Origin of the sequence: Bradyrhizobium sp. 2TAF24, assembly GCF_052115025.1 — a bacterium.
Lineage (GTDB): Bacteria > Pseudomonadota > Alphaproteobacteria > Rhizobiales > Xanthobacteraceae > Bradyrhizobium_A.
Genome location: NZ_JBFRFW010000005.1, coordinates 72,436 through 92,502, shown reverse-complemented (window position 1 = coordinate 92,502; position 20,067 = coordinate 72,436). Strand labels below are relative to the sequence as shown.

Here is a 20,067-nt window from a genome sequence, read left to right as displayed (position 1 = left end):
CAAAAGCCGGCTCGGAGCGTCCCTCGATCGCGCCGTGCCGGCTTGGCGCCGCACCATAGCCCGGCGACGTGACCATAAAATATAGAAACCTTGGAAACTCTTGGTTTCGCCAATCGCGTGTCAGGCCATCCGTGTCATGCGGCAAGCTGAATGCGCGGGTCAAGCCCGCGCAAGACGGAGGGCGTGTCAAACCCGTGCGAAGCACCGAATCCAGCCGCGACTGGACCATCAGGCCGAGCCGCACTAAACTCCCCATCAGATCAGAAAATCTGATGTCATGATCTCGCTGAAACAGCTCCGATATTTCGACGCGGTGGTGAAGACCGGGCACTTCGGCAAGGCCGCCGAGCAGTGCGAGGTGACGCAGCCGGCACTGTCGATGCAGATCCAGGACCTCGAGAAGCTGCTCGGTGCGCAGTTGCTGGAGCGCGGCCGCAAGGGCGTGATCCTCACCGACACCGGCCGCGAGGTCGCCTCCCGTGCCGCCCAGGTGCTGACCGACATCCGCGACATGGTCGATTTCGCCCGCCGCCAGGGCAGCGTGCTGGCCGGGCCGCTGCGCCTCGGCGTCATCCCCTCGATCGCGCCCTATATCCTGCCGCCGCTGCTGCCGGAGATCCGCGACAGGTATCCCGACCTCGACCTGCGCCTGCGCGAGACCCAGACCCAGCACCTGGTGCAGGCGCTGCTGGATGGCCAGCTCGACCTGCTGCTGCTCGGCCTGCCGGTCGACGATCCGAACATCGAGACCGTTCGCCTGTTCGACGACCGCTTCCTGCTCGCGACCTCGACCGAGCGTCCCATCAGCAAGAACGTGCGCGCCACCACCGAGCTGCTGCAGCAGGACCGCCTGCTGCTGCTGGAGGAAGGCCACTGCCTGCGCGACCAGGCGCTGGCGTTCTGCAAGCTGCAGCGGGTCGGCAACATCGACACCTCCGGCGCCTCCAGCCTGTCGACCATCGTGCAGATGGTCGCCAACGGCCTCGGCATCACGCTGCTGCCGGAACTCAGTCTCAACGTCGAGACCCGGCAGGGCGCGATCCGCCTGATCCGCTTCACCGACCCCGAGCCGCGGCGGGTGGTCGGCCTCGCCTTCAGGCGCAGCTCGCCGCGCAAGCGCCACTTCCTGGAGCTCGGCAAGCTGATCGCCGCCGTGGCGGCGGAGCAGCAGCGGCAGGCGCGCCGCAGATGACGCCGTCACATCTCCGCGAGCACCGGCGCGCATCGTCGGGCGTCGTGCAACGCTGTTCCAGGTCATGCTGTTCCCGCAAAAGATTTGCGCTGCAGATCGGCGCACGACAGCGTGGCTTAACTCGCGCGCGACATAGCGCGCTGCCATGCGCGCGCCGGGACGGCGCATGCGATGTCGCCTCTGCTGCAGACGGCGGGTTTGGACTAATTGTCACAGCAACGGCCACGCTGCCGTAACGCCATCCGAGCCCCCTCGCAAACCACCGAATGGACGCCAAAACCCCGCAGCAAGTTGTGACATGCGCCGGCGCGGCCGCCCCTGACGGGCTGCCTCCGGGGCGGCGACGCCTCGCCATTCTCGCCATCTTCACTGCGCTGGCGATGGCCTCGCTCGACAGCGCGATCGCCAATATCGCGCTGCCGGCGATCGCCAGCGACCTGCACGTCACGCCGGCCGATGTGGTCTGGGTGGTCAACATCTACCAGATCGCGATGGTCGCGACGCTGCTGCCGCTCGCCGCGCTTGGCGAGATCGTCGGCCACCAGCGCATCTATCTCGGCGGCCTGATCCTGTTCACCATCGCCTCGCTGCTGTGCGCGTTCGCGTGGTCGCTGCCGTCGCTGCTGGTGGCGCGGCTGCTGCAGGGGCTCGGCGCCAGCGGCATCATGTGTGTCAACACCGCGCTGGTGCGCTTCGTCTATCCCAAGCGCCTGCACGGCCATGGCTTCGGCATGAACGCACTCGTCGTCGCCACCGCGTTCACCGTGGGCCCGACGGTCGCCTCCAGCCTGCTTTCGGTCGGCCCGTGGACCTGGCTGTTCGGCGTCAACGTGCCGTTCGGCATCGCCGCCGTGCTGGTCGGCATGCGCACTCTGCCGCAGACGCCGCGCGCCGATCACGCCTTCGACATTCCCGGCGCGCTGCTCACCGCCGCCTGCCTCGGCCTGTTCATCACCGCGATCGGCAGCGGCGCCCATGACGTCAACCTGCTCTATGTCGGCCTGCAGCTCGCCGGCGCGATCCTGCTCGGCGCACTGCTGATGCGCCGCCAGGCCGGCCACCCGGCCCCGATGCTGCCGATCGACCTGTTCCGCCGGCCGGTGTTCGCGCTGTCCGCGGCCACCGCGATGTGCTCGTTCGCGAGCCAGGGCCTCGCCTTCGTGGCGCTGCCGTTCTATCTCGAGCACAATCTCGGCCTCACCGCCGTCGTCACCGGCTTCCTGATCACGCCGTGGTCGCTGACGGTCGGCATCATGGCGCCGATCGCCGGGCGGCTCTCCAACCACTACCCCGCCGGCGTGCTCGGCGGCATCGGCCTGGTGGTGCTGGCCATCGGCATGGTGCTGCTCGCCACCCTGCCGGAGAATCCGCATATGGCGGATATCGTCTGGCGCATGATGCTGTGCGGCATGGGCTTCGGCCTCTTCCAGTCCCCCAACATGAAGGCGCTGATGTCGAGCGCACCACCCGGGCGCAGCGGCAGCGCCAGCGGCATCGTCGCCACCGCGCGCCTCACCGGCCAGACCACCGGCGCGGCGCTGGCGGCGTTGTGCTTTGGCCTGTTCGCCGCCCACGGGCCGACCATCGCGCTGGCGCTCGGCGCCGGATTTGCCGCGCTCGGCTCGGTGATGAGCTTCCTGCGCCTCGTCGCCGCCAGGCCGGCGTGACGGCCGCCGCGCACGGCGGCAGCCGCTCGCGTCTTCCCGCGCGTCCGGTCAGTAGGTCTGCGACAGGTAGTCGACGATCTTGCCGACGTCGGCGTCGTCGATCGGCGCGCCGAACACCTTGATCATCTTGGTGACCTCCGCCTGCCAGAAGTCCTTCTTGAACTTCAGGCCGCGCGGCTGGGTCTTGATGTAGTCGACCGAATGGCAGGCCGTGCAGTTGTTCTGCACCACCTCGACATTGGGGCCCGGCTTGAGCGTCGCGGTTTCCTCGGGCAGCTTGTAGGACAGTGGTTTGGCGCTGGCCGGCACGAGGCCGAGCATCGCCGTCACCACCGCCGCAACGACTGCGGAACGAATCGTCAGAGCCATGATGATTCCTCCCTCAGGCCGCGGTCACGGACGTGGTTTCGATGACATTGCGCATGTAGCCCGGCGGGTTCCAGGTGGCGGTCGCCGGCTGGGTCTGCCCGGCATTGTTGGTGGCCCGCACCTTGATCTGCTGCGCGCCGGCGGCGAACGTCACCGGCAGCTGCCATTCCCGGAACGAGTACTTGCCGAGGTCCTTGCCGAGCTTCGCCGCGGTCCAGGTCTTGCCGCCGTCGGTCGAAACGCTGACCTCCTTGATGCCCTTGCCGCCGTCGAAGGCGATGCCCTTTACCAGCGTTGGCTTGCCCGCCTTGACCTTGGCGCCGTTGGTCAGGCTGGTGACGAACGAGCGGACATTGAAGCGGTTGATCGGCACAGTGGCCTTCGGCGCCGTGCCCGGCTCGACACAGGCGCAGTCGGTGTCCGGAATGCGATAGGCGCTCTTCATCCAGAAGCCGTCGAAGACGTTGTCGATGACGGTGATGTCGTTGAGATGCTTGACCCAGTAGGTGCCGTAATGGCCGGGCACCACGAGGCGCAGCGGAAAACCGTTGAGCACCGGCAGGTCGTGCCCGTTCATGGCGTAGGCCAGCATCACCTCGCCGTCGCGGGCGTGATCGATGTCCAGCGCCTTGACGAAATCCGGCGTCTTGTCGCTGACCGGCCCGTCCATGCCGTTGAAAGTCACCTGCTTGGCCCCCGCCTGCACGCCGGCCTTGTCGAGCACCGTCTTCAGCGGCACGCCGCGCCAGCGCGCGTTGCCCATGGCGCCGTTGGCGAGCTGGCCGCCGGCGACCCGCGGATCGGAAAAGCCGCGGCTGTTGCCCGAGCACTGGTTGACCGCGACGATCTCCACCGCCGGCAACTTGCGGATCTCGGCCATGGAGAGCTTCAACGGCTTGTCGACCTTGCCCTTGATCTCGATAGTGAACTTGTCGGGGTCGATGTCGAGCGGCACATCGGCGAGGTGATAGCGCACGAAGAACGCGTCGTTCGGCGTGATCACGCCCTCGTTGAACACCGAGAACGGTGTTTCGAGCTGCGGTGGGCGGCTGGTCAGGCCGATCATCGCCCGCTTCTGCGGGTACTTCACCAGCGGCCGCTCGCCATTGTCGAACGGCAGGGTCACGGTGTCGGCGAAGGCAAAGCGTGACCCAAAAGCAGAAGCAGTCCCGAGCGCAGCCAACATGGCTCCGGACCGCACAATGAGGCGGCGTCGATCGATCACGGTGTCCTCCCGTTACCTCGCGTCCATATGACGCTCGGCTGTCGTCGTCCGGATGTCCGCGATCCCATCACGGCCGCCGGGACGGCTCCAAATCAGCCTGAGGATGGCGCGGTGTCCATCATGGCGCAAGAGCAACTCGTCGGCTGCTTTCGCCCTGTTTGAGACCGCGCTTTCCGTCGTTCTCTGTCGTGGCCGGGTCCCGCAAGTCGGATATATCCGACTTGCGCTCTTTTAGAACGCAACTCGGCATAGCCGAGTTGCTATGCACCCCGCCTGGGGACGCAGTGCCCTCCTTATCGGGGTCGCCGGGAGACCTTAGTCCTGGCGATCTGTCAAAGACGGATCGCGCTGCCCGGCGACGACAAAAACTAAGGTCGGTGGGTGCGATTTCTCAGGATGACGGAGCGTGGCTGCCCGCGCGCGCGGCAATCAAACCAGCTCGAAGCGGACCTTCTGGGCGCCCTTCCACAGCACGGTCTTGCCGAGCTCGGGCAGGCGGTCGAGGCCGGAGGTCAGGGTGATGAAGTGGTTGCCGGCGAGCTGGCCCATCTTGCTGGCGAAATGCACCCCGCCATAGGCGAGCAGGATCTCGGTCTCGCTGATGCCGCCGGGATAGAGGATGATCTGGCCCGGCGCCGGATAGCTGGTGTGGTTCTCGTAGCCGACGCCGAAATTGAGGTCGCCGAGCGGTAGCCACACCCCTTCGCCGCTCCAGCGCACATGGATCATGTGGCTCTCGAACGGCATCGCCTTGCGGAACGCCTCGCAGGTCTTGGGCGCCAATTGATCCTCGAAGCGGGCATCGAACACGAAGTCTCCGGCACGGATCACAAGCTGGCTCATGGCAATCATCCTGGTTGGCGGCCGACGGAATACCGGGCGATCGCGCCCGCGGAGCCGACGCGGCCGCGGCGCCGGATCGCCACAGCGTGCCGCAACCGCGAGACGAGTGCAATTCGCTTGCGGCGATTCGCCCGCCCGTGCCGGCGTGAGAGGACTTTTCGCAGAGCGGCCGGGAATGAAAGCTTGTTGCGGATCGTCACGGCGGGCCGCTCACTTTGGCAAACTCCCCCAGCGGCGCGCGCTAGACTCCTCCCAAAGTCAGGGTAGGGGACGGAGGACGCGCCATGAAGCACGAAACCCCGCAGCAGTTCGGCACCGGCGGCTACCAGCTGGAAGACCGCTACACCCGGCAGAGCGGCCGCGTCTTCCTCACCGGCACCCAGGCCATCGTCCGCATCACCCTCGACCAGGCGAGGCGCGACCGCGCCGCCGGCCGCGCCACCGCCGGCTTCGTCTCCGGCTATCGCGGCTCGCCGCTCGGCGGCGTCGACCTCGAGTTCTGGCGCGCCAAGGACCTGACGGCAGCGCACAACATCGCCTTCATGCCCGCGGTCAACGAGGACCTCGCCGCAACCGCCGTGCTGGGATCGCAGCAGGTGGAGACCCAGGCCGGCCGCGAGGTCGAGGGCGTGTTCGGGCTGTGGTACGGCAAGGGCCCTGGCGTCGACCGCGCCGGCGACGCGCTCAAGCATGGCAACGCCTACGGCTCCTCGCCCCATGGCGGCGTGCTGGTGGTCGCCGGCGACGACCATGGCTGCGTGTCGTCGTCGATGCCGCACCAGTCCGATGTCGCATTCATGACCTTCTTCATGCCGACGCTGAACCCGGCCTCCGTGTCGGAATATCTCGCCTTCGGCGAATATGGCTACGCGCTGTCGCGCTATTCCGGCATGTGGGTCGGCTTCAAGGCGGTCTCCGAGACCGTCGAGGCCGGTGCCTCCGTGGAGCTGCAGCCCGACCGCATCTTCAACACGCCCGACTTCACGCCGCCGCCCGGCGGCCTGCACTACCGCTGGCCCGACCTGCCGGGGCCGCAGATCGAGCAGCGCCTCGTCGCCAAGAAAAAGGCGGTGCAGGCGTTCGCCGATGCCAATCCGATCGATCGCCATATCTACGAACTCGATCACGCCGGCTACGGCATCGTCACCACCGGCAAGGGCCACCTCGACCTGATGGAGGCGCTACGGCTGCTCGGCCTCGACGAGACCGTCTGCCGCGACCTCGGCATCGACATCTACAAGATCGGCATGGTCTGGCCGCTCGCGGTGCGCGACACCCTCGCCTTCATCCAGGGCAAGCAGGAAGTGCTGGTGATCGAGGAGAAGCGCGGCATCATCGAGAGCCAGCTCAAGGAATACTTCTATGATTTCCCGGGCTCCAAGCCCGAGCGCATGGTCGGCAAGACCGACGAGAACGGCGACGACCTCATTCCCTGGACGGGCGAGCTGTCGCCGCGCCTGCTCGCGCCGATCGTCGCGGCGCGGCTGCACAGGTTCTTTCCCGATCTCGACCTGCCGGCACGGGCGCGGGCGCTGAAAGCCGATGGCGACCGTGTCATCCAGCTGCCGGGCACGACCCGCACGCCCTATTTCTGTTCAGGCTGCCCGCACAACACCTCGACCAGGGTGCCGGAAGGATCGAAGGCGCTCGCCGGAATCGGCTGCCATTTCATGGCGAGCTGGATGGACCGCGACACCTCCTCGCTGATCCAGATGGGCGGCGAAGGCGTCAACTGGACGGCATCATCGCTGTTCACCGGCAAGGGTCACGTGTTCCAGAACCTCGGCGAAGGCACCTACTATCATTCCGGCTCGATGGCGATCCGCCAGGCGATCGCCGCCAAGGCCAACATCACCTACAAGATCCTCTACAACGACGCCGTCGCCATGACCGGCGGCCAGCCGGTCGACGGCCCGATCAGCGTGCAGGCGATCGCCCATTCGGTCCGCGCCGAAGGCGTGACACGCATCGCCCTCGTCTCGGATGATCCCGACAAGTTCGCTCTTCGCGACTTTCCGCCCGGCGTGACGCTGCACCACCGCCGCGACCTCGACACCGTGCAGCGCGAGCTGCGCGTCCTCCCCGGCGTCACCGTGCTGATCTACGAGCAGACCTGCGCCACCGAAAAGCGCCGCCGCCGCAAGCGCGGCACCATGGCTGACCCGCAGCGCTTCGCCGTGATCAACGACCTCGTGTGCGAGGGCTGCGGCGACTGCTCGATCGCCTCCAACTGCCTCAGCGTCGAGCCCAAGGAGACCGAGTTCGGCCGCAAGCGCCGCATCAACCTCTCGACCTGCAACAAGGACTTCTCCTGTCTCGACGGCTTCTGCCCGAGCTTCGTCACCGTGGAGGGGGCGACGCGCCGTCGACGCACCACTGACGTGCCCGCCCTCGTCGCGCGCGCCGAGGCGCTGCCGCGTCCCGCCCTGGCATCACTCGACAAGCCCTACGACCTGCTGGTGACCGGCGTCGGCGGCACCGGCGTCATCACCATCGGCGTGCTGGTGGCGATGGCCGCTCACCTCGAAGGCAAAGGCGCGAGCGTGCTCGACTTCACCGGCTTCGCCCAGAAATTCGGGCCGGTGCTGAGTTACTTGCGGATCGCCGCGCGGCCGCAGGACATTCATCAGGTGCGGATCGACGAGGGCGCCGCCGACGCGCTGATCGGCTGCGACGTGGTGGTATCGTCCTCGCCCAAGGCCTCGACCACCTACCGCACGGGGATGCGCGCCATCGTCAACACCGCCGAAATGCCGACCGGCGACATCGTGCGCCAGCGCGATGCCGACCTTGCCGTCGGCAGCCGGCTCGCCGCACTGCGCCGGACCATCGGCGACGCCGGCCTCTCCACCCTCGACGCCAACGCACTCGCCGAGCGGCTGTGCGGCGACACTGTCTACGCCAACATGATCATGCTGGGGGCCGCCTGGCAGCTCGGCCTCGTGCCGGTGTCGTTCGCCGCCTTGATGCAGGCGATCGCGCTCAACAAGGTCGAGATCGACCGCAACAAGACGGCGTTCGCGATCGGCCGGGTCGCGGCCACCGATCCGCACGCGCTTGCCGCGACAGCCGATACGCCCGCGCCGGAGAGCCTCGACGATCTCATCGAACGGCGCACCGCGTTCCTCCGGGAATACCAGAACGCCGCCTGGGCGCAGCGCTACCGTGCCGCCGTCGCGCGTGTGCGCACGGCCGAGCAGGCGCTCGGCACACAGACGCTGACCGAGGCCGTGGCCCGATCGCTGTTCAAGCTGATGTCCTACAAGGACGAGTACGAAGTCGCGCGGCTGCATCTCGCCGACAGTTTTGCCGATATGCTGAAACGCGAATTCGATGGCAATATCCGCCTCAACTACCATCTCGCGCCGCCGCTGCTGCCGCTCGGCAGGGACGCCCGCGGCCGCCCCCGCAAGATCCGCATCGGCGGCTGGCTGCGCGGGCCGTTCCGCCTGCTCGTGGCGCTCAAGGGCCTGCGCGGCACCGCGCTCGATCCGTTCGGCTATACGGCCGAGAGGAAGATGGAGCGCGCGCTGATCGCCTGGTACGACGACCTGATCGCAGTGATGCTGCGGGAGCTGCCGAGGCATGGCGCCGCCGCCCTGCTGCCGCTGGCGAGCGCGATGATGGATATCCGCGGCTACGGCCCGGTCAAGGACAAGGCCATCGCCGATGTCCGCGCCCGGGTCGAGCGGCTGGTCGCGGCGCTCGCCACCAACGACACGCCGCGGCGCGCCGCGTAGGCCTGACGGGTTTGGATTGAGCCACAATCCGTCATTCTGAGAGCCAAATAGGAAATGCAGCTCGCATTTTCAGGCCTTTGTTGAAGCATGAGGATTTTCGACTTTTCTCCGTCATGCCCGGCCAGCGCGATCCGTCTTCGACGGATCGCCAGGACTAAGGTCTGCCGGGCATCCACGTCTTTACAGCGTTTCAGCAAGGAAGACGTGGATGGCCGGGACAAGCCCGGCCATGACGAGTTCAACAACAAACTCCCCATTCCCCCGCCTCAGCCCGCCACCACCGCAAAACCACGCGCGCGCAGGCCGCGGCGGTCGTCGTGCAGCGAGGCGATGAGGCGGTCGCGGCTGCCGCGGATGTGGGCGCCGAGCAGCACGGCTGCGCGCTCGGCGTCGCCGGCCTTCACGGCGGCGAGAATCGCGCGATGCTCCGCCCAGGCGCGGTCGCGCGCCGGCCCCTCGCGCACCTCCAGCCAGCGCGCGCGCGACAGCCGCATCATGGCGTCGCGCACGCCACGCGCCAGAAACTCGTTGCCGCAGATCTTCGCCAGCTCGATATGGAAGTCGTTGCCGACACGGTGCCACTCCTCGCGCGAGGTCTCGGCATCGCAGGACTCGAGCAAACCTTCGACCGCCTCCAGCGCGCTGCGGTCCGGCAGCGCACAGGTCAGCCGCACCGCGGCCACTTCGACGGCCTCGCGATAGACCGACACCTGCTCGAGCTCGACGAGGTTGATCGGCGCCACTGTCCAGCCGCGGCCGTCGCGGCCGACCAACCCTTCAGTCTCCAGCCGCAGCAGCGCGGCCCGGATCGGCGTGCGCGAGGCCTCGAACCGCGCCTCGATCCAGCGCTCGGTGAGACGCTCGCCGGGCGCGATGTCGAGGCCGAGGATCATGTCGCGGAGCTGCTGCTCCACCTGCTGCATCTGAGACATGCGCCGCCTTCATGCTCCGCGCGTTGACAAGCCGATGGCTTGATGATGAATGTATCCCAAATTGGTATCCCAAATCCCATCGAACTTCAAGCTATTGAAAGTCTGGCGAAAATGGCCTCCGCGCCCCCCGAACCTGTCTCGCCCGTCGACCCGGTGGCCTCCGGCGCGCACCACTGGCGACAGAATCTCGTCGTCGTGCTGCTGGGGTCATTCACCACCATTGTGGCGATGACGCTGCTGCTGCCGTTCCTGCCGATCTATGTCGAACAGCTCGGCGTCACCGACCACGCCGCCATCGCACAGTGGTCGGGCGCGGCCTATGGCGCGACGTTCTTCGCCGCAGCGCTGGTGGCACCGCTGTGGGGCCATCTCGCCGACCGCTACGGCCGCAAGCTGATGCTGATCCGCGCCAGCCTCGGCATGGCGATCGCCATGCCACTGATCGGCATGGCGGGCAATGTCTGGCAGCTGGTAGCGCTGCGGCTGTTCGTCGGCTTCGCCGGCGGCTACGCCTCGGGCTCGATGATCCTGGTGGCGACGCAGACGCCAAAGGACCGCTCCGGCTGGGCGCTCGGCGTGCTGTCGTCGGGCATCATGGCCGGCAACCTGGTCGGGCCGCTGATCGGCGGCGCGCTGCCACCGCTGATCGGCATCCGCAGCACCTTCTGGCTATCGGGCGCGGTGATCTTTGTCACGTTTCTCGCCACTTGCTTCTTCATCCACGAGGATGCGCGGCCGAAAGGGGCCAAGGCGGCAACCGCGAGCGGCGGCTGGCGCAGCATCCCGGACAAGGGGCCGCTGCTGGCGATGTTGACCACCGGCCTGTTGCTGATGGTCGCCAATATGTCGATCGAGCCGATTATCACTGTGTATGTCGCCGAACTCGTCAGCGACGCCAGCCGTGTCACCCTGGTCGCCGGCGTCGTGATGTCGGCGGCCGCGCTCGGCAGCATCCTGTCGGCTTCAAGGCTCGGCAAGCTCGCCGACCGCATCGGCCACTGGCGGGTGATCGCCGGCGCGCTCGCCGTTGCGGCGCTGCTGCTGATCCCGCAGGCCTTCGTCACCGACAGCTGGCAGCTGATCGCCTTACGCTTCCTGATGGGCATCGCGCTTGGCGGCCTGTTGCCATGCATCGCCGCGGTGATCCGCCATAACGTGCCTGACAACGTCAGCGGCGCTGCGCTCGGCTACTCGACCTCGTCGCAATATGCCGGCCAGGTGGTGGGGCCGCTGCTCGGCGGCTTCGTCGGCGGCCACATCGGCATGCGTGCGGTGTTTCTCGGCACCTGCGTATTGATGGCACTCGGTGCCGCCTACAATGTCGTCGTGCTGCGCCGGCGCGACGCGCAGGCCGGCGACTGACCGACATCCTGCATCGCAGCGGCGGCGCACGACGGAAACGTCTGGCAACATATCGCAACGCCTGTTAGCGTCGGCGCGCCTCCCATCTTTTCCGAGGCGCCGTTGTCTTTGCCGGAGTGATTTTCAATGCGCCAATTTCTGATCCTTGCTGCCGCCCTCGCCTGCGTCGCCGTCACCACCGCTGAAGCCTTCGCCCAGCGCACCTGCACCTCAAACTGCAGCAGCACCCCGTCGAGCGGGCGCACCTGCACGCGGGTCTGCTACTGACCAAACGATCCGATTTCGGCTGATCCGCGCGCCTCCCGTTCGCTGCGGCGCGGATGGCTATGACGTCACCACCTTGGGCGTCACAACCTTGGCTGTCGCCCGCGGCGACGGTCTTTTTGGTGTTGCCTGGTGGCTCACGCCATTGGCGGACGAGGACACGACGGATTTGGCTGTCTCGGTGATGTCGTTCATCGCTCCGATCACCGTGTCGAGCGCGCTGGTGTAGTGCGGAGCAGCGGCATCGGGCGCCGCGATCGTGCGGTGAACAGCGACTTTCGCCACCCTGGCCCGCTTCACGGCATTCGGGTCGAAGCGCACACGGTGAAACGTTTCGCCGACGAACCAGACGCAGCTCACGCCGGTCACCTTGTCGTCGTCGAACACGCTGGTGTTGACGGCATCGACGGTCATCACCGGACCGCCGGATCTGAGCACCACCAGATCGCCTTCCTTCAGACGGGGCATGGCTCGGGCCCTCACAACCTGCGGCATCGAATCGTCGGCCGCCAGTCGACTCAGGGTAGCAGATTGCTGCAGCGCAATCATCCTGTGAAAAAGGCCCCCGGTTCCCGGTAGTCCGGGGCCGCGGGCCGCCTTCGTTGCCGCCACACCAGGTCGCAGCCCTTCCCGATCAGCTCAGCGAGGCCACCAGGACCTCCAACTGCTCGATGGCCTCGCGCATGCCGTGCTCCATGCCGGAGCCCACTGCCGCCTCGCGGGCCTCCTTCGATGGATAGACTTCGTGCGAGACCAGCGCGGTCCTGCCGTCACGGTCCTCGAACGTCACCGTGACGACGACGGCGCCTGCCGCGGCCATTGGCTCGAACACCTGGGTGTAAGCGAGACGGCTGTGCGGCGTGACCTCGCTGTACTGCCCGGAGAAACCGAACTCGTCCCCCGCATCGGTGCGCAGCACATAACGATAGCTGCCACCGACGCGGACGTCCGCTTCGCAGAGCACCACGGACACGCCGCGCGATATCGGCGCCCACCAGCGCCGAACCAGTTCGGGCCTGGTCCAGGCATCGAACACGATGCGCGGCGGAGCATTGAACGTTCGAGTGATGATGATCTCACGATCCGATTTGAGCTCCATCGACGTCTGGTTCACCGGCATGTCCTCATGTCCTTTTCTTGCGCTTGTCCGACTTCTCCTGCGCCACGAGCTCTCCAACCAATTGGTCCAGCCCATCGAAACGGGCATCCCAGAGCTCACGGTAACGTTCGAGCCAGTCGTGCAGCTTGCGGAGCGACTGCGGGCGCAGCTCATAGAGCCGTTGCTGGGCGCGCGGCTGCACCTCGACGAGACCGGCCTGCTTCAGCACGCGCAAATGCTTCGACACTTGCGGCTGGTTGAGCTGCAGGCGCTCGCCGATGTCGTTCACCGGACATGGTCCGGCGCGCAGCAATTCGACGATGCGGAAGCGATTGGGGTCGGCCAGTGCCGCGAAGGTCTCGATCATGCGACTTAATATGCCTCATTAGGAATATTCCTGTCAAGGCATATATAAAATCGACGGGATCACACGAGGGTTCCATCGAACCTTAGCGAGCGTGCCTTATCGAGAGCGCGACGCCGGCCGTGTCGCCAGCCAGATGTGGTGCCGCGCGCCCTTGCGCGCCCCGGTCGCCCGCACCGCGATATCCTCGGCGGTGAAGCCGGAGCGCCGCAGCCGTTGTGTGAAGGCATCGTCCGCCCCGCCCGACCATACCGCGAGCACGCCGCGGGGGCATAGCGCGGTATAGGCCTCCGCAAGGCCGGCGGAGTGATAGAGCCGATCGTTCGCCGACCGGGTCAGCCCTTCCGGACCATTGTCGACGTCGAGCAGGATCGCGTCATAGAACGATTTCTTGGCGCGGATGACGTCGGTCACATCGGCCTGCCGCAGATCGACGCGCGGATCACTGAGCGCATTCTCGAACAGGCCGGACAGCGGCCCCTTCGCCCAGGCGATCACCGCCGGCACCAGCTCGGCGACGACAATCTGCGCCTTGGGGCCGGCGACCTGGAGCGCGGCACGCAGCGTGAACCCCATACCGAGGCCGCCGATCAGAATGCGGCGCGCCTCGCGATCGGCCGTCCGCGCGCAAGCGAGCGTCGCCAGCGCCACTTCCGACCCGCTGAGGCGGCTGTTCATCAGTTGATTGCCGCCGAGCATGATCGAGAACTCGGCGCCCCGCTGCATCAGCTTCAGCGTGCCGTCGGTTCCGGGAATCGTGCCGGTGTCGATCAGGGTCCAGGGAATCATGGCGCCTTGGTATCGCGCCGGAGGAGCGGGCGCAAACCAGCGGACCGCGCTTTCACGCGACTAGTCAGCGCCGAGATAGGCCGCCTTGACCTTGGGATCGGACAGCAGCGCCGCCCCCGTCCCGCTCGATGCGATGCAGCCGGTTTCCAGCACATAGCCGCGGTCGGCGATCTCGAGCGCGGCGGTGGCGTTCTGCTCAACCAACAGGACCGTCATACCGCTCGCCTTCAGCGCCACGATCGCGGCCAGGATCTGGTCGACCAGCAGCGGAGAGAGCCCCAGCGACGGTTCGTCGAGCAGCAGCAACTTCGGCCGCCCCATCAAGGCGCGGCCGATCGCCAGCATCTGCTGCTGGCCGCCGGAGAGGCCGCCGGCGGCGAGATGGCGCTTCTCGCGGAGAATCGGGAACATCGCGAATACCCGCTCGCGGTCGGCCTCGATGTCGCCATCGCCGCGCATGTAGGCGCCGAGCCGCAGATTGTCGTCGACGCTGAGCGGGCCGAACACCTGGCGGCCCTCCGGCGACTGGGTCATGCCGCGCGCCACACGCCGGTGCGGTGGCAGCTTGTCGATGCGCTCGCCAAGGAAACTGATCTCGCCTCCGCAGATCGGCTGCACCCCGGACAGCGCGCGCAGCAGCGTGGTCTTGCCGGCGCCGTTGGAGCCGATCAGCGCCACCACCTCGCCGGCATTGACCGCGAGGCTGACACCCTTAAGCACCACGATGCGCCCGTAGGCGCTGTGCAGATCGCGGACCTCAAGCACGTGCCGCCTCCCGCGATCCATGCTTGCCGAGATAGGCCTCCAGCACCGCGGGATTGTCGCGCACCTCGCGCGGCGTGCCCTCGGTCAGCGGCCGGCCGCGCTCCAGCACCAGGATGCGGTCGGAGATCTTCATCACCAGCTTCATGTCGTGCTCGACCAGCACCACCGCGATGCCCTTCTCGGCGACGCGCTTGATCAGGCGGTCGATCTCCTCGGTCTCGACCGCGTTGCAGCCGGCGGCCGGCTCGTCGAGCAGCAGCACCTTCGGCTCGGCGGCGAGCGCACGGGCGATCTCCAGCCGCTTGCAGGCGCCATAGGGCAGCGCGCCGGCCAGGTGGTCGGCGCTGTCGCGCAGGCCGACGTCATCGAGCAGGGCCAGCGCCGCCTCGCGCGTGGCGCGGTTCTGCCGCGTCACCGACGGCAGGCGAAGCAGGTCGGCGAACAGGTTGCAGGTCTCGCGCAGGTGCCGCCCGACCATGACATTCTCGACCGCGGTCATGCGCTGGAAGATCTGCAGGTTCTGGAAGGTGCGCGACAGCCCGCGCGCCGCGAGCCGCTCGGGCGCCGCCGCGGTGACGTCGACGCCGGCGAGTTCGACGCGGCCCTGATCGGCCGCATAGACGCCGGACACGACGTTGAACAGCGTGGTCTTGCCGGCGCCGTTCGGCCCGATGATGGACAGGATCTGCCCGGGCGCGACGCGGAAGCTGACACCGTCGATCGCCTTGACGCCCCCGAACGAGATGCCGATGTCATGGGCCGCGAGGATGGTCATGCCCGTGCCCTCCGCGTCAGCAGACGCGCCGCCGTCGGCACGATGCCGTCGCGCATGAAGATCATCGAGACGATGATGATCGCGCCGAGCAGCAGGTGCTCGTAATCCTGGAACACGGTCAGCACCTGCGGCAGGGTGATCAGCACCGCGGCGCCGATCACCGCCCCGACGACCGAGCCGAGCCCGCCCAGCACCACCATGGTGACGAGCTCGACCGAATGCAGAAAGCCGGCCTGGTCGGGATTGGTGAAGCCGTTCATCAGCGCCAGCATCGAGCCGGCGAGCGCCGCATAGACCGCGGCGATGACAAAGGCGCGCAGCTTGAAGCGCGCGACATTGACGCCGGCAACGCGGGCGGCGACCTCGCTGTCATGCAGCGCGCGGAAGGCGCGGCCCGTCGGCGTGTCGCCGAGATTGAGCGCGATCCAGGCGCCGACAAGCAGCATGCCGCCGCTGATCCAGTACCAGGTCGCGGAGCCGCTGGCGCGCCAGCCGAACAGCGCGAGTTTCGCCACCGGCATGCCGTCCGGGCCACCGGTCCAGCGGCTCTCGGTGGTGAGCACCATGGCGACGAGCACGCCGAGGCCGAGGGTGGCGATGGCGAGATAATGCCCCTTCAGCCGCAGGATGGGGCGCCCGACCAGATAGGCGAGCCCCGCCGCGACCACGGCGCCGAGCAGCAGCGCCGCCCAGGACGGCAGGCCGAGATGCGCCGGCCCGATCGCCACCGCATAGGCGCCGATGCCGAAGAAGCCGGCATGGCCGAGGCTGACCTGCCCGGCCTGGCCCATCAGGATGTTGAGGCCGATGGCGGCAAACGCCGACACCCACACCAGCGAGGCGACGCGGATGTAGTAGCTCGACGGCAGCACGAGCGGCAGCAGGCCGATCACCGCCGCCAGCACCACCAGCGTGACAATGCGCGGATCGAATCGCGGCATCACACCCTCTCCACCATGCGGCGGCCGAACAGGCCCTGCGGCATCGCGAACAGCACCACCAGGATGACGATGAAGGCGAACGCGTCCTTGTAGGTCGACGAGATGTAGCCGGCGGCGAGCGCCTCCAGGAGGCCGAGCAGCAGCCCGCCGGCGACCGCGCCGAGCGGGTTGCCCATGCCGCCGAGCATGGCGGCAGCGAAGCCCTTGAGCGCCAGTAGCGTGCCGGTATCGTAACTCGTGAGCGTAATCGGCGTGATCAGGATGCCGGCGACGGCGCCGATCGCCGCCGAGCCGCCGAACGCCAGCGCCATCACGGTCGTGGTGTTGATGCCGACGAGGCGCGCCGCGAGGCGATTGGCTGAGGTAGCGAGCACCGCCTTGCCGAGCACCGTGCGCTCCAGGAAGGCATAGAGCACCAGCACGATCACCGCCGCGCCGCCGAGCACCCAGAAGCTCTGCGGCTGCACCGCAGCGCCGAGCAGGTTGACCGGCGTGTCGCCGGAGAACGACGGCAGCTTGTGGAACTGCTTGTCGAACAGCACCTGCGCCGCGCCGCGCAGCAGGATCGAGGCGCCGATGGTGATGATGATCAGCGTCACCGGCGAAGCGCCGCGCGCCGGGGCGATCGCCAGCGCATACAGCAGCAGACCGATCGCGATCGTCACCGCCACCGCGACCAGCGCCGCGAGCGGCAACGGCACCCCGGCCGCTGACACGAACACCGTGACCATGCCGCCGAGCATCACGAACTCGCCCTGGGCGAAGTTGACGACATCGGAGGCGTTGTAGATCAGCGTGAAGCCGAGCGCGACCAGCGCATAAACAGCGCCAACCGTCAGTCCGGACATCAGGAATTGGACAAACTCGGCCATGCTGTCGTCGGAATGCCTCTGTTATCGGGTCTGCGAGAGTATTCGTCGCCGCACATATGCGACGGTCGGTGAACCAGCGTCATGCGCCTTGGCCTCATCCTTCGAGACGGCGCTGCGCGCCTCCTCAGGATGAGGGAGAAGCTCCGGCCTCGCGAGGACCATCCTCCGCGTGACGGCTACCGCTCCCCGCGGAGAACAGTCCTCCTCATGGTGAGGAGCGCGGCAACGCCGCGCGTCTCGAACCATGAGGCCCCCTGCTGCGAAACGCGATCCTCACGTGCCCGGCGCGAGCAGCACCCAGTCGCCGTTCCTGATCTCGAGCATGCGGAAGGCGGTGAGGTCGAGGCCGAGGTGATCGGTCGGCGACATATTGACGACACCACCGGTGCCGACGAAGCCCTTGGTCGCCTCGATGGCGTCGCGGATCTGCTTCGGATCGCTCGACTTCGCGCGCTTGATCGCATCGACCAGGATGAACAGGCCGTCATAGGCATGGCCGCCGAAGGTCGAGACCGGCTGCTTGGTCGCATCCTCGTAGGTCTTCTTGTAGTCGACCACGACCTTCTTCTGCGCATCGCTATCCGGCAGCTTGTCGCCGACCAGCAGCGCCGCGGCCGGCAGCCGCACGCCTTCCGCCGCTTGTCCTGCGAGCTCGATGAAGCTCTTCGAGGCGACGCCATGGCTCTGGTAGAGCGGCGTGCTGCTCATGCCGAGCTGGGCGTAGTTGCGGGTGACGATCGCCGGGCCCTGGCCGAAGCCGGGATTGACCACCGCCTGCACACCTGCGGTGTTCTTGATCTTGGTGAGCTGCGCGGTCATGTCGCTGTCGCGCGGACCGTAGCTCTCCTCGGTGACGACCTGGATGCCGTAGGTCGGCGCCACCTTGACGCATTGCGCCCGCATCGAGGCACCGAAGCCGTCGGTGCCGGAGATCAGCGCGATCTTGGTGAGGCTGCGCTGCTTGAGATTCTCGAAAATCTTCTCGCACGCCATCTTGTCGGTGTGCGGCGTCTTGAAGGTGTACTTGCGCACCGGATCGATGATCTCGATGGCGCCGCCGAGCGAGATGAACGGCACCTGCGCTTCCTCGAACACCGGAATCATGGCCATCGACGTGCCGGTGGTCGAACCGCCGACCATCGCCACCACCTTGTCGTCCTCTACGAGGCGGGTCGCGAAGGTGCGCGCCTTGTTGGCGTCGCCGCCATCATCATAGACGACGAGTTCGAGCTTCCTGCCGTCGACGCCGCCCGCGCTGTTGATCTTGTCGACGTACATGCGCAGCGTCTTGTCTTCGGGCTCGCCGAGGAACGAGGCGGGACCGGTGGACGACAGGATCGAGCCGATCTTGATGGTCTGCTGCGCGGATGCGCCATGGCCGAGGGCGAGGCTGAGCACGCCGGCCGCGACAAGACTCTTCACGGAAAGTGATGTCATCGTTTCCTCCTGGTTTCGGGGGTACTCTTTTTGATGAGCTTGCCCGGCACGGGTCGGCCGCACAGCCACAATGGCCGCCTCGGTCGCGATCCCGCTTTCCTCCATCAATATAATTGACCGGACGGTTGGTCAATAGTACGATTGGTCGCAATGGCGCCCATGGAAGGACGCGCCCGACGGGAGGACAAGGTGGCAGAAGATCTCATTCTGACCGATATGCGCGACGGTTATCGCGTTCTCACCCTTAACCGCCCCGACCTCCTCAACGCGTTCAGCGCCGCGCTGCACGGAGCGTTGATGGCGGCGCTGGAGGCGGCCGACGCCGACAAGAGCTGCCGTGCGCTGATCCTCACCGGCGCGGGCCGCGGCTTCTGCGCCGGGCAGGACCTGTCCGACGGCGTGTTCACGCCGGGCGAGACGCCCGATCTCTCCATCACCATCGCGCGCCATTACAACCCGCTGATGCGCAAGCTGCGCGACCTGCCGATGCCGATCATCTGCGCGGTCAACGGCGTCGCGGCCGGCGCCGGTGCCAACATCGCGCTGGGCTGCGACATCGTGCTCGCGGCGCGTTCGGCCAAATTCATCCAGTCGTTCGCCAGGCTCGGCCTGGTGCCCGATTCCGGCGGCTCGTGGCTGCTGCCGCGCCTTGCCGGCCGCGCACGCGCACGGGGCCTCGCACTGCTCGGCGAGCCGATCAGCGCCGAGCAGGCGGAAGCCTGGGGCCTGATCTGGAAGGTGCTCGACGACGACGCGCTGATGACCGAAGCGCATCGCCTCGCCACGCATTTCGCCACCCAACCGACCACCGGCCTTGCGCTGATGAAGAAGGCGCTCGACGCCGCCGAGACCAACGATTTCGATACCCAGCTCGACCTCGAATGCGAACTGCAGGGCGATGCAGGGCGCACGCCGGACTATATCGAAGGCGTTACCGCGTTCTTCGACAAGCGTCCGGCGAAATTCGTGGGGAGATTCTGATGGACACCCGCAATCCCGCCGGCGAGGCGAAGCTGCTCGACGAAGCGCGAGCGATGTGGGCTCAGGATCGTGCGAGCCAGGGCCTCGGCATGGTGCTGGCGCACAGCGCGATCGGCGAGGCGATCATGACCATGAAGGTGCGGCCGGACATGGTCAACGGTCATCGCATCTGCCATGGCGGCTTCGTCTTTACACTGGCCGACTCCGCTTTCGCCTTTGCCTGCAACAGCTATGGCGAACCCACGGTGGCGCAGCAATGCGCGGTGACCTTCATCCGCCCGGTGCCGGAGGGCGAGACACTCACCGCCCATGCGGTGGAGCGCTCGCGGGTCGGCCGCGGCGGGATCTACGACGTCACCGTGCGCGACAGCCACGGCGCCGTTGTCGCTGAATTCCGTGGACATTCGCGCACCTTCACGCCCCGTGGCGACAGCGCGACGCGTGCCTGAA

At 67.2% G+C, this 20,067-nt stretch carries 20 protein-coding genes; 7 read left to right on the top strand and 13 right to left on the bottom strand.

Features of this window, described 5'->3' with window-relative positions:
- The first annotated feature begins 277 nt into the window (after positions 1-277).
- Positions 278-1,192, top strand: a complete 915-nt coding sequence (locus AB4Z37_RS09960) for a hydrogen peroxide-inducible genes activator (protein WP_441516564.1) — start codon at positions 278-280, stop codon at positions 1,190-1,192.
- A gap of 266 nt (positions 1,193-1,458) precedes the next feature.
- Positions 1,459-2,859: an MFS transporter gene (locus tag AB4Z37_RS09955; protein ID WP_441516563.1), complete on the top strand. Its 1,401-nt coding sequence runs from the start codon at positions 1,459-1,461 to the stop codon at positions 2,857-2,859.
- Between the two features lie 48 nt (positions 2,860-2,907).
- On the opposite strand, the gene sorB is transcribed toward AB4Z37_RS09955, so the two are convergent.
- The 3 genes from sorB to AB4Z37_RS09940 form a co-directional block, all read right to left on the bottom strand.
- Positions 2,908-3,180: a SorB family sulfite dehydrogenase c-type cytochrome subunit gene (gene sorB, locus AB4Z37_RS09950; protein ID WP_441516762.1), complete on the bottom strand. Its 273-nt coding sequence runs from the start codon at positions 3,178-3,180 to the stop codon at positions 2,908-2,910.
- A gap of 61 nt (positions 3,181-3,241) precedes the next feature.
- A complete protein-coding gene (gene sorA, locus AB4Z37_RS09945; protein ID WP_441516562.1) occupies positions 3,242-4,453 on the bottom strand; it encodes a SorA family sulfite dehydrogenase catalytic subunit in 1,212 nt (403 codons plus the stop codon).
- A gap of 429 nt (positions 4,454-4,882) precedes the next feature.
- Positions 4,883-5,296, bottom strand: a complete 414-nt coding sequence (locus tag AB4Z37_RS09940; RefSeq protein WP_441516561.1) for a DUF3830 family protein — start codon at positions 5,294-5,296, stop codon at positions 4,883-4,885.
- Positions 5,297-5,580: 284 nt separating this feature from the next.
- Between AB4Z37_RS09940 and AB4Z37_RS09935 the strand changes: the two genes are divergently transcribed.
- On the top strand, positions 5,581-9,036 hold the full coding sequence (locus tag AB4Z37_RS09935; RefSeq protein ID WP_441516560.1) for an indolepyruvate ferredoxin oxidoreductase family protein: 3,456 nt from the start codon (positions 5,581-5,583) through the stop codon (positions 9,034-9,036).
- Between the two features lie 266 nt (positions 9,037-9,302).
- Here AB4Z37_RS09935 and AB4Z37_RS09930 read toward each other — a convergent pair whose 3' ends face one another.
- The gene (locus AB4Z37_RS09930) at positions 9,303-9,968 is read right to left on the bottom strand and encodes a GntR family transcriptional regulator (RefSeq protein ID WP_441516559.1); all 666 of its coding nucleotides are present in this window, start codon (positions 9,966-9,968) and stop codon (positions 9,303-9,305) included.
- Between the two features lie 111 nt (positions 9,969-10,079).
- Between AB4Z37_RS09930 and AB4Z37_RS09925 the strand changes: the two genes are divergently transcribed.
- Both AB4Z37_RS09925 and AB4Z37_RS09920 read left to right on the top strand, forming a co-directional pair.
- Positions 10,080-11,330 (top strand): multidrug efflux MFS transporter, encoded by a 1,251-nt coding sequence (locus tag AB4Z37_RS09925; protein ID WP_441516558.1) that lies wholly within the window; start codon positions 10,080-10,082, stop codon positions 11,328-11,330.
- 126 nt (positions 11,331-11,456) lie between these two features.
- Positions 11,457-11,597, top strand: a complete 141-nt coding sequence (locus AB4Z37_RS09920; protein WP_441516557.1) for a hypothetical protein — start codon at positions 11,457-11,459, stop codon at positions 11,595-11,597.
- 57 nt (positions 11,598-11,654) lie between these two features.
- Here the strand turns inward: AB4Z37_RS09920 and AB4Z37_RS09915 are convergent, their stop codons facing one another.
- The 9 genes from AB4Z37_RS09915 to AB4Z37_RS09875 all read right to left on the bottom strand — a co-directional run bounded on the left by AB4Z37_RS09915 (position 11,655) and on the right by AB4Z37_RS09875 (position 18,636).
- Positions 11,655-12,143, bottom strand: a complete 489-nt coding sequence (locus AB4Z37_RS09915; protein ID WP_441516556.1) for a DUF2158 domain-containing protein — start codon at positions 12,141-12,143, stop codon at positions 11,655-11,657.
- Positions 12,144-12,228: 85 nt separating this feature from the next.
- Positions 12,229-12,714, bottom strand: coding sequence for an SRPBCC family protein (locus AB4Z37_RS09910; protein WP_441516555.1), 486 nt, complete (start codon positions 12,712-12,714; stop codon positions 12,229-12,231).
- A gap of 4 nt (positions 12,715-12,718) precedes the next feature.
- On the bottom strand, positions 12,719-13,060 hold the full coding sequence (locus tag AB4Z37_RS09905; RefSeq protein ID WP_441516554.1) for an ArsR/SmtB family transcription factor: 342 nt from the start codon (positions 13,058-13,060) through the stop codon (positions 12,719-12,721).
- A 96-nt stretch (positions 13,061-13,156) separates the two neighbouring features.
- Positions 13,157-13,846: a spermidine synthase gene (locus AB4Z37_RS09900; RefSeq protein ID WP_441516553.1), complete on the bottom strand. Its 690-nt coding sequence runs from the start codon at positions 13,844-13,846 to the stop codon at positions 13,157-13,159.
- A gap of 60 nt (positions 13,847-13,906) precedes the next feature.
- Positions 13,907-14,611: an ABC transporter ATP-binding protein gene (locus tag AB4Z37_RS09895; protein WP_441516552.1), complete on the bottom strand. Its 705-nt coding sequence runs from the start codon at positions 14,609-14,611 to the stop codon at positions 13,907-13,909.
- The gene (locus AB4Z37_RS09890; protein WP_441516551.1) at positions 14,604-15,386 is read right to left on the bottom strand and encodes an ABC transporter ATP-binding protein; all 783 of its coding nucleotides are present in this window, start codon (positions 15,384-15,386) and stop codon (positions 14,604-14,606) included. Before AB4Z37_RS09890 ends, AB4Z37_RS09895 begins: the two co-directional genes overlap by 8 nt.
- Positions 15,383-16,327: a branched-chain amino acid ABC transporter permease gene (locus AB4Z37_RS09885; protein WP_441516550.1), complete on the bottom strand. Its 945-nt coding sequence runs from the start codon at positions 16,325-16,327 to the stop codon at positions 15,383-15,385. Before AB4Z37_RS09885 ends, AB4Z37_RS09890 begins: the two co-directional genes overlap by 4 nt.
- Complete coding sequence (locus tag AB4Z37_RS09880) at positions 16,327-17,199, bottom strand: branched-chain amino acid ABC transporter permease (protein ID WP_441516549.1); 873 nt, start codon at positions 17,197-17,199, stop codon at positions 16,327-16,329. Before AB4Z37_RS09880 ends, AB4Z37_RS09885 begins: the two co-directional genes overlap by 1 nt.
- Before the next feature lie 273 nt (positions 17,200-17,472).
- Positions 17,473-18,636: an ABC transporter substrate-binding protein gene (locus AB4Z37_RS09875; RefSeq protein ID WP_441516548.1), complete on the bottom strand. Its 1,164-nt coding sequence runs from the start codon at positions 18,634-18,636 to the stop codon at positions 17,473-17,475.
- Positions 18,637-18,852: 216 nt separating this feature from the next.
- Between AB4Z37_RS09875 and paaG the strand changes: the two genes are divergently transcribed.
- Positions 18,853-19,617 (top strand): 2-(1,2-epoxy-1,2-dihydrophenyl)acetyl-CoA isomerase PaaG, encoded by a 765-nt coding sequence (gene paaG / locus AB4Z37_RS09870; protein WP_441516761.1) that lies wholly within the window; start codon positions 18,853-18,855, stop codon positions 19,615-19,617.
- Entirely contained in the window at positions 19,617-20,066 is a 450-nt protein-coding gene (gene paaI, locus AB4Z37_RS09865; protein ID WP_441516547.1) for a hydroxyphenylacetyl-CoA thioesterase PaaI, read from the top strand. The genes paaG and paaI overlap by 1 nt, the downstream gene beginning before the upstream one ends.
- Position 20,067 lies beyond the last annotated feature (1 nt).

What these genes read in the sequence shown, in the direction of transcription:
- AB4Z37_RS09930 (WP_441516559.1), bottom strand. Translation starts at nt 9,968, where the DNA reads ATGTCTCAGATGCAGCAGGTGGAGCAGCAGCTCCGCGACATGATCCTC.
- AB4Z37_RS09935 (WP_441516560.1), top strand. Translation starts at nt 5,581, where the DNA reads ATGAAGCACGAAACCCCGCAGCAGTTCGGCACCGGCGGCTACCAGCTG.
- AB4Z37_RS09940 (WP_441516561.1), bottom strand. Translation starts at nt 5,296, where the DNA reads ATGAGCCAGCTTGTGATCCGTGCCGGAGACTTCGTGTTCGATGCCCGC.
- AB4Z37_RS09900 (WP_441516553.1), bottom strand. Translation starts at nt 13,846, where the DNA reads ATGATTCCCTGGACCCTGATCGACACCGGCACGATTCCCGGAACCGAC.
- sorB (WP_441516762.1), bottom strand. Translation starts at nt 3,180, where the DNA reads ATGCTCGGCCTCGTGCCGGCCAGCGCCAAACCACTGTCCTACAAGCTG.
- AB4Z37_RS09890 (WP_441516551.1), bottom strand. Translation starts at nt 15,386, where the DNA reads ATGACCATCCTCGCGGCCCATGACATCGGCATCTCGTTCGGGGGCGTC.
- AB4Z37_RS09915 (WP_441516556.1), bottom strand. Translation starts at nt 12,143, where the DNA reads ATGATTGCGCTGCAGCAATCTGCTACCCTGAGTCGACTGGCGGCCGAC.
- AB4Z37_RS09920 (WP_441516557.1), top strand. Translation starts at nt 11,457, where the DNA reads ATGCGCCAATTTCTGATCCTTGCTGCCGCCCTCGCCTGCGTCGCCGTC.
- AB4Z37_RS09880 (WP_441516549.1), bottom strand. Translation starts at nt 17,199, where the DNA reads ATGGCCGAGTTTGTCCAATTCCTGATGTCCGGACTGACGGTTGGCGCT.
- AB4Z37_RS09960 (WP_441516564.1), top strand. Translation starts at nt 278, where the DNA reads ATGATCTCGCTGAAACAGCTCCGATATTTCGACGCGGTGGTGAAGACC.
- AB4Z37_RS09955 (WP_441516563.1), top strand. Translation starts at nt 1,459, where the DNA reads ATGGACGCCAAAACCCCGCAGCAAGTTGTGACATGCGCCGGCGCGGCC.
- paaG (WP_441516761.1), top strand. Translation starts at nt 18,853, where the DNA reads ATGCGCGACGGTTATCGCGTTCTCACCCTTAACCGCCCCGACCTCCTC.
- AB4Z37_RS09875 (WP_441516548.1), bottom strand. Translation starts at nt 18,636, where the DNA reads ATGACATCACTTTCCGTGAAGAGTCTTGTCGCGGCCGGCGTGCTCAGC.
- AB4Z37_RS09905 (WP_441516554.1), bottom strand. Translation starts at nt 13,060, where the DNA reads ATGATCGAGACCTTCGCGGCACTGGCCGACCCCAATCGCTTCCGCATC.
- AB4Z37_RS09925 (WP_441516558.1), top strand. Translation starts at nt 10,080, where the DNA reads ATGGCCTCCGCGCCCCCCGAACCTGTCTCGCCCGTCGACCCGGTGGCC.
- paaI (WP_441516547.1), top strand. Translation starts at nt 19,617, where the DNA reads ATGGACACCCGCAATCCCGCCGGCGAGGCGAAGCTGCTCGACGAAGCG.
- AB4Z37_RS09910 (WP_441516555.1), bottom strand. Translation starts at nt 12,714, where the DNA reads ATGCCGGTGAACCAGACGTCGATGGAGCTCAAATCGGATCGTGAGATC.
- AB4Z37_RS09885 (WP_441516550.1), bottom strand. Translation starts at nt 16,327, where the DNA reads ATGCCGCGATTCGATCCGCGCATTGTCACGCTGGTGGTGCTGGCGGCG.